Source organism: Nocardia vermiculata NBRC 100427, assembly GCF_001613265.1.
In the GTDB taxonomy this organism is placed as follows: Bacteria; Actinomycetota; Actinomycetes; order Mycobacteriales; family Mycobacteriaceae; genus Nocardia; species Nocardia vermiculata.
In genome coordinates this window covers 1-7,153 of the sequence record NZ_BDCA01000043.1, presented here as the reverse complement: position 1 = coordinate 7,153, position 7,153 = coordinate 1, and the positions used below count along the sequence as shown (strand labels likewise).

At 67.5% G+C, this 7,153-nt stretch carries 7 protein-coding genes; 6 read left to right on the top strand and 1 reads right to left on the bottom strand.

All coding sequences use genetic code 11. The annotated features are described in order from the left end of the window. Window positions 1–148 precede the first annotated feature (148 nt). Together NV2_RS28710 and NV2_RS28705 are read left to right on the top strand one after the other, a co-directional pair. The gene (locus tag NV2_RS28710) at window positions 149–697 is read left to right on the top strand and encodes a TetR/AcrR family transcriptional regulator (RefSeq protein ID WP_067881434.1); all 549 of its coding nucleotides are present in this window, start codon (window positions 149–151) and stop codon (window positions 695–697) included. A gap of 73 nt (window positions 698–770) precedes the next feature. Next, window positions 771–1,613, top strand: a complete 843-nt coding sequence (locus NV2_RS28705) for an SDR family oxidoreductase (protein ID WP_067881431.1) — start codon at window positions 771–773, stop codon at window positions 1,611–1,613. Between the two features lie 12 nt (window positions 1,614–1,625). Here NV2_RS28705 and NV2_RS28700 read toward each other — a convergent pair whose 3' ends face one another. Beyond that, the gene (locus NV2_RS28700) at window positions 1,626–2,135 is read right to left on the bottom strand and encodes a DUF4383 domain-containing protein (protein ID WP_084475653.1); all 510 of its coding nucleotides are present in this window, start codon (window positions 2,133–2,135) and stop codon (window positions 1,626–1,628) included. 200 nt (window positions 2,136–2,335) lie between these two features. Between NV2_RS28700 and NV2_RS28695 the strand changes: the two genes are divergently transcribed. From NV2_RS28695 to NV2_RS28680, 4 genes are read left to right on the top strand one after another with little or no spacing between them, the layout of a single operon-like run. After that, a complete protein-coding gene (locus tag NV2_RS28695; RefSeq protein WP_067881437.1) occupies window positions 2,336–4,741 on the top strand; it encodes a molybdopterin oxidoreductase family protein in 2,406 nt (801 codons plus the stop codon). Next, on the top strand, window positions 4,738–5,226 hold the full coding sequence (locus NV2_RS28690; RefSeq protein WP_067881428.1) for a hypothetical protein: 489 nt from the start codon (window positions 4,738–4,740) through the stop codon (window positions 5,224–5,226). The genes NV2_RS28695 and NV2_RS28690 overlap by 4 nt, the downstream gene beginning before the upstream one ends. Window positions 5,227–5,258: 32 nt before the next feature. After that, complete coding sequence (locus tag NV2_RS28685) at window positions 5,259–6,089, top strand: nucleotidyltransferase family protein (RefSeq protein WP_067881425.1); 831 nt, start codon at window positions 5,259–5,261, stop codon at window positions 6,087–6,089. Continuing rightward, the gene (locus NV2_RS28680; protein WP_084475651.1) at window positions 6,089–6,925 is read left to right on the top strand and encodes a metallophosphoesterase family protein; all 837 of its coding nucleotides are present in this window, start codon (window positions 6,089–6,091) and stop codon (window positions 6,923–6,925) included. The genes NV2_RS28685 and NV2_RS28680 overlap by 1 nt, the downstream gene beginning before the upstream one ends. Window positions 6,926–7,153: the final 228 nt, after the last annotated feature.

The window sequence follows — 7,153 nt, the reverse complement described above, 5'->3', positions numbered from 1 at the left end:
CGGCGGCGGAAACGCCGCTGGTCTGTGCTGCCAATTCCCGCCAGCGTTCGGTTGTGCCGGTCATCGAACCTCCAGAGCTTGGTGCCGAACCATCTGGTTCGTCAACCTATACCCGAACCAGATGGTTCGGCAAGATAGGATCCGGTCCATGCGCGCAGCCGGCCACGCCACCCGAGAGCGGATTCTCGCCGCCGCCAAGGTGGAATTCGCCCGGTACGGCATCGCGGGCGCCCGGATCAACCGAATCGCTGCGGCCGCACATGCCAGTAAGGATCGCCTCTACGCGTACTTCGCCGGCAAGGACGACCTCTACACGGCGGTGACCGAACAGTGGGCGAGCGAGACCACCCTCGAAACCGCGTTGAACGCCGAGGACCTTCCCTCGTATGTGGGCCGGTTGTTCGACCACTACCTGGAGCATCCGGACAACGCCCGCTTGCAAGCCTGGGCCGAAATCGAGAGCCCCCGGATCCCCGGTGCCGACGAGACGATCCGCCGCGTGGTCGGGCCCAAGATCGCCGAGATCCGCCGCGGTCAGCGCTGCGGCCTGGTCACCGACACCTTCGCGCCGTCCACGCTGCTGACCTTGCTCACCGATCTGGCCCGCACCTCCGCGGTGCATGCACTACACGGTGGTGAGGCCGCGGACCGCCGAGCCGCCGCCGTCCGCGCGGCAGCCCGGCTGATCGCCCCCTGATCCGTCTGCCGTTGCGGAGCCGACAGGGGGGCCGGGGGCGTTTGCCGGGGCACGGTGCGGGTAGCGCGAGACCATGGGTTTTCCGGAACAGCAGCAGGACATTCCCGGTGTGCAGTCGCGGATGAACCCGCGACCGGACTGCGGGGAGGACAGTTATGTCGGCTCCGGCAAGCTCGCCGGTAAGTCGGCGGTGATCACCGGCGCTGACAGCGGTATCGGGCGGGCCGTCGCGATCGCCTTCGCGCGCGAGGGAGCAGATGTGCTGATCTCCTATCTCGACGAACACGACGACGCGCAGGAAGTTGTCGAACTGGTGAAGCAGGAGGGCCGCACGGTGGTCGCGGTCCCGGGCGATCTGTCCGATCCCGCGCACTGCCGTGCCGTCATCGACCGCGCCGCACAGGAATTCGGCGGCACCATCGACATACTGGTCAGCAACGCGGCTTATCAGATGACTCATGAAAGCCTCGACGAGGTGTCGGAGGAGGAATGGGACTACACCTTCCGGTTGAACGTCGGGGCGCTGTTCCATCTGGTGAAGGCGGCCGTGCCGTATATGCCGCCCGGGTCGTCGATCATCGGCAGCTCCTCGGTCAACTCGGATATGCCCTCACCCGCGCTCGCGCCGTACGCGGCAACCAAGGCCGCGATCGCGAACTTCTGCGCCAGCCTGGCACAGATGCTGGGGGAGAACGGTATTCGGGTCAACAGCGTCGCGCCCGGACCGATCTGGACACCGTTGATCCCCTCGACCATGCCGGTGGAGAAGGTGCGCAACTTCGGCGACGACACACCGCTCGGCCGGGCCGGTCAGCCCGCCGAACTCGCCGCCGCCTACGTGCTGCTCGCGGCAGGCGACGGTAGCTACATCTCCGGAGCGCGGCTCGCGGTCACCGGTGGCCGCCCCATCCTTTGATCCGGTACCCCACTAGTCGGTCGCCGTCGGTGGTCGGGCTTCGGGCCGGCCCGGCTGGGGTGAGCCCTCGAACAGGATCAAACGCTCGCCGGGGCCGAGGAACAGACCCAGCAGCAGCATCGCGGCGCCGAGCCCGAGATGTAACCAGTTGTCGGCGGTGTTGACCGGGATGACGTTCGCGTCCGAATCCTGATCCACCACCAGGCCGTAGATCCACAGCGCCAGATAGGCCAGTCCGCCGACCACCAGGTAGGTGCGTGCGGTAGCCGTCAGTCGTGCCATCGCCAGGCCCGCGACACCGAACGCGAGGTGCACGATGTTGTGCAGCGCGGAGACCTGGAACAGGCCGAACAGTTCCGCCCCGGAATGGTGGCCGGTCCAGCTCAACTGGTCGTAGCCGGTGGTGATGCCGGGAATGAAGCCGAGAATCCCGACGACGAGAAATGCCGCCCCGACCAGATAGGCCGCGACTCGCACGGGAGCGACCCGCGCCCGGTGCCGGTGCGTATCCGCGGTAGCCATCGCCGTATCTCCTTTCGAGTGCCGAGGGACGTGCCGGTATGTCGGTGATAACCCCGGGCGGGCGCGGCAAACCGGGCCGCGTGTTATTGGTGCGCGTGCGCGGGTATGGCGCACCAGGACACCGCGCGACGCCAGTTGCGTAGACCTTCGTCAGGAGAGTGATCGATGCACGTCTCGGCATCCGGCCCGGGGGCCTCGTCGTGAAGGCCCACGATCGGATCACGAACCCGTGGGGTGCCCGCACCCCCTACGCTCCCGGCCAACGCTGGCCCGAACGCGTCGACATGTACCTCGCGGATGGGGTGGACGAGCGCGAGGTGCAACGCTGGGTCCCGACCGCCTCGATCTTCCATTCCAACGGCGATGCCATGGACATCGCCGTACGCGACGGCACGATGGTCGGTGTCCGCGGGCGCGGCGGTGACCGCGTCAACCACGGCCGGCTGGGACCGAAGGATCTGTTCGGCTGGCAGGCCAACCGTTCACCGGACCGGCTGACCACCCCGCTGATCCGGCGGCGTGGCCGCCTCGTCGAGACCGATTGGGACACCGCGATGTCCGTGATCGCGGCGCGAACGCAGGAACTGCTCGATACCCGGGGGCCCGGATCGATCGGTTTCTACACCACCGGGCAACTGTTCCTGGAGGAGTACTACGCGCTGACCATGCTGGCGCGCGGGGGAATCGGCACCAACCATCTCGACGGCAACACCCGACTGTGTACCGCGACCGCGGGGGAGGCCCTCAAGGAGTCGTTCGGCTGCGACGGTCAGCCGGGAAGCTACGCCGATGTCGACCATGCCGACGTCATCGCCCTCTACGGCCACAATGTCGCCGAAACCCAGACCGTGTTGTGGTCCCGCATGCTGGACCGGCTCGAGGGCGCCGATCCGCCCGCACTCATCTGTGTCGATCCCCGCAGCACACCGGTGGCGCAGGCCGCCACCATCCACCTGGCACCGCGGCCCGGGACGAATCTGATGTTGATGAACGCCCTGCTGCACGAGCTGATCGTCAACGACCGGGTCGACCACGAGTACATCGAGGCGCATACCGTCGGCTTCGCGGAGCTGCGCAAGCAGGTCGCGGAGTGCACTCCGGAGCGAGCCGCACAGATCTGTGATGTGCCGGCCGCGGAGCTGCGGGAAGCGGCCCGGCTGATCGGTACCGGCGAGCGCGTGCTGTCCACGGTGCTGCAAGGTTTCTATCAGGCGCACCAGGCCACCGCGGCGGCCGTGCAGGTCAACAACATTCATCTGGTGCGCGGCATGCTAGGGCGCCCCGGCTGCGGCGTGCTGCAGATGAACGGGCAGCCCACCGCAGAGAACACCCGCGAATGCGGGGCCAACGGCGATCTCCCCGGTTTCCGCAACTGGGCCAACGATTCTCACGTCGAGGAACTCGCCCGGATCTGGAATGTCGATGCCGCGCACATCCCGCACTACAGTGCGCCCACCCACCTGATGCAGATCATGCGGTTCGTGGAGGACGGCTCGATCCGTTTCCTGTACGTCAGCGGGACGAATCCGGCGGTGTCGCTGCCGGAACTGGCGCGGATCCGGTCGGTGTTGTCCCAACGCAGGCTGTCACTGGTCGTGCAGGACATATTCCTGTCCGAGACGGCCCAACTGGCGGATGTGGTGTTACCGGCGGCCACCTGGGGTGAGAAGACCGGCACCTTCACCAATTCCGACCGCACGGTTCATCTGTCCGAGAAGGCCGTCGATCCGCCCGGTGCGGCGCGTCCGGATCTGGACATCTTCCTCGACTACGCCCGGCGGCTGGATCTGCGCAATGCCGACGGCGCGCCGCTGTTGCCGTGGCGTACGCCGGAAGAGGTCTTCGAACAATGGAAGCGGTGCAGCGCCGGCCGGCCGTGTGACTACAGCGGGATCGGCTATGCGATGTTGCGCGACCGCGGTGGCATCCAATGGCCGTGCACCGAGGACAGTCCGGACGGCACCGAACGGCTGTACAGCGACGGGCGGTTCCGAGCCCGGCCCGACGACTGTGAGAACTACGGCCGCGACCTGATCACCGGCGCGCCGCTGGAACCGACCGAATACCGAGCCATGAATCCGGAGGGGCGTGCGATCATCAAGGCGGCACAATATCTTCCGTTGCACGAACCACCGTGCGAACAGTATCCGTACGCGTTGATCACCGGCCGCACCGTGTATCACTTCCACACCCGCACCAAAACCGGTCGAGTACCACAGCTGCAGGAAGCCGCGCCGGAAGTATGGGTGGAGATGGCCGCCGCCGACGTGCGCCGGGAGGGGTGGACGGAAGGGGATCTGGTGCGCGTGCGCACGGTGCGCGGACATGTTGCGGCACGCCTGCGGATCAGCGGCATCCGTCCGGGCGTGGTCTTCCTGCCCTTCCATTACGGCTACTGGGACGGTCCGGGAGGTAACCGCCCGAAGGGGACGGACGGGACCGCGGCCAATGAGCTCACCCCGACGGAATGGGATCCGGCATCCAAACAACCGCTGTTCAAATCGGGCGCTGCGGCACTGGAACTGGTGCGCGCCGCCACGCGAGCCGACAAATCGGCGATCGCGGAGGAACGGGCGCCGGTCGGTGCCCGGCGAGGTGCATCATGAACGATCTGAACACCGTGCTCGGCGAGATTCACCGTAGCGAAACGCGTTTGGGGAAACTGCTGATCCGGACCGCCGATCGGCATCGCACCGATCACGAGGTACATCACGTGTGCCGCGATCTGATGGTGTGGACCGATGAGCACCGGTGCCGGGTGGCGGAAGTCGGAGCGCGGCGCGGCGTGCGTCGCAGCCGGGCACCGCTCACGGCGATCGGCCCGGTCGAGGCGTTACGGCACAAGGCCGCCGATCTGGTGGGCCGGCGGCATCGGCCTGCGCTGCTGCTCCTGCGGGATCTGCGCTCGGTATATCGCCAGGCCGCGGTCGTTTCGGTGAACTGGGAAGTGCTGGCCCAGGCCGCGCAGGCCGCCGAGGACAGCGAACTCCTGGAACTGGCGACCCGATGCCATCCGGAGACGCTGCGTCAGATGCGATGGGCCAACGCCAAGGTCAAGGAGACCGCACCACAGGCCGTCGCGACGCCGTGAATAGCACTGTACGACGAGGGTATTCGGAGGACATGACCGCATCGATCGAGCAGCTGCTGCGGACGCTCACCCGGGTGGTGAACGTGTTGTCGGCCGGTGACGTCTCGTTCGCGGTCGGCGGGGGATGTGCGGTCTATGCGCGGGGCGGGCCGGCCACCGATCATGATGTCGACATCTATGTCACCCCGGCCGAGGTCCGGCGGGCCCGCGAAATTCTCACCGCAGCCGGACTGCGTGGCGAGGACCCACCCGAGGACTGGCTGACCAAGGTGTACGACGGATCCACCATGGTCGACCTGATCTTCAGGCCGAATTACCGCAACGTCGACGAGCGGTTGCTGCAGCGCGCGACCTGGATGCGGATCGGGCCCGCGGCCGCCCCGGTGCTCAGCGGCACCGATCTGATGGTGGACAAGCTCATGGTGCTCGAGCCGCACCGGCTCGATTTCACGCGGTTGCTGTCCATCGCCAGGGATCTGCGTGAGCAGGTCGATTGGCGGCGTACCCGGGCCGAGACCGCGGCCTCGCCGTACGCGCGGGCATTTCTCACATTGATCGAAGAGCTGGGAATCGATGACGGAGGTGAGGTCATGTCCCACGACCCGGGAGCCGAGGTGCTTCCGCAGTATCTGGTTGCGAATCTCCGGCGGGCATTCGCCGAGGATCCGCGCACCGCCGAACTCGGTGTGCAGGTGACGATCCGCGGCAATGTGGTGGTGCTCTGCGGCGAGGTCGCGAGCGACCGACAGCGCGGCGATCTGGAGGACATCGTGCGTGAGCACGTCCCGGCCCTGCGTATCCACAACGACATCAGGGTCGCACACGTCCGCGACGCCGCCATCGACCATGAACGGCTGAGCTGATGACGGGCGGTACGAGCCCGGCCGGCGGTCTCGCGCGCATCGCCGCGGTGGCCGATATCCACCTGGGGACGCAATCACGGGGGACCTACCGCCCGGCGCTGGAGGGAATCGCGGAGCAGGCGGACGTGCTGCTGGTCGGCGGCGACCTGACCAGGCACGGCACCCTCGACGAGGCCCGGGTCGTCGCCGCCGAGCTGCACGATCCGGGAGTGCCCGTCGTGGTGGTGCTCGGCAACCACGACCATCACAGCGACGCGCAGGACGAGATCACCGCAGTGTTGCGCGACCACGGCATCACGGTCCTCGAAGGTGATGCGACGGTCGTCCCGATCGGTGAGTACACCCTCGGGGTCGCCGGGACCAAGGGGTTCGGCGGCGGTTTCGCGGGCAAGTGCGCCAGTGTGTTCGGCGAACGAATCATGCGTGAGTTCGCTTCACACACCGTGGATCTCGCAGACGCACTGCACGAGGCGCTGTGTGGCCTGGACACCGATGTCACCGTGGCGCTGACGCACTACTCGCCGTGCAGTGACACCCTGCACGGTGAACCCGCAGAGATCTACCCGTTCCTCGGTTCCTATCTCCTGGGCGAGGCGATCGATCGCTGCGGTGCCGATCTGGCCGTCCACGGCCATGCGCATGCCGGATACGAACGCGGTACCACGCCCGGCGGTGTCCGGGTGCGCAACGTGGCGCAGCCCGTGATCCGCGCTCCGTATGTCGTCTACGACATCGAGGTTCCGGTCACCGGCGGTGCCGCTGGGCCGGGCCGCAACCGGTCCGCGGCGGCCGTGGATGCGGCGGACCGCGATATGGCGCGGCCACGCTCGGCATGACGCCGGACCGCCCGGGCGGCGACGCGCCCGGGCGGCGGAAAGGCGGCCCGCTATTCGTTCCGGGGTGCGGCGTGGGAATTTCGGTAATTGGTCCGCGCGTGGAGACACATTTGTGCGGAATACCCGCCCGGGTGGCCCGATAATCCTCGGAGCCGGAGGTTCGGGAAATGCTTCCGGAGCCCGGATTCTTCGGGACGCGGGCGCCGGCCGGAAACGAGCGCCGCGCCC